Source organism: Liquorilactobacillus uvarum DSM 19971 (assembly GCF_001434935.1).
Taxonomy (GTDB): domain Bacteria; phylum Bacillota; class Bacilli; order Lactobacillales; family Lactobacillaceae; genus Liquorilactobacillus; species Liquorilactobacillus uvarum.
This window is the reverse complement of sequence record NZ_AZEG01000132.1, coordinates 1-292: the sequence shown is the minus strand read 5'-3', so window position 1 is coordinate 292 and position 292 is coordinate 1. Positions and strand designations below refer to the sequence as shown.

At 46.6% G+C, this 292-nt stretch carries 1 protein-coding gene; it reads right to left on the bottom strand.

Annotated features, from left to right (window positions below):
• On the bottom strand, nt 1-292 hold a 292-nt coding region (locus FD20_RS12790), incomplete at both ends, for a DinB/UmuC family translesion DNA polymerase (protein WP_477218318.1).

Below are 292 nucleotides of genomic sequence, written 5' to 3'. Positions count from 1 at the left end.
GGTTTCAAATAAATTAAGTTGTTGGCCGGAGTTGGCACTTAGTTTACTGCTATAAACGCCAATATTCCGGACAGCTTGACCGTCCCAATTCTGACGGAATAACCACAATAATTGTTGCGTCAAAACTTGATTATCGTTAGTCGGGTCAATTTTTAAAGCTTGGTGAAAGCCACCGCGGCCATCTGCTTCGGCTGCGGTATAGGAAAACCCAATGCTTAGCGATAGACACTCCGCTAGTTTATGGTGGTGCCGAAGCCGCGCCGCCACCTGTTCCCCAATTTCTTTAATGACG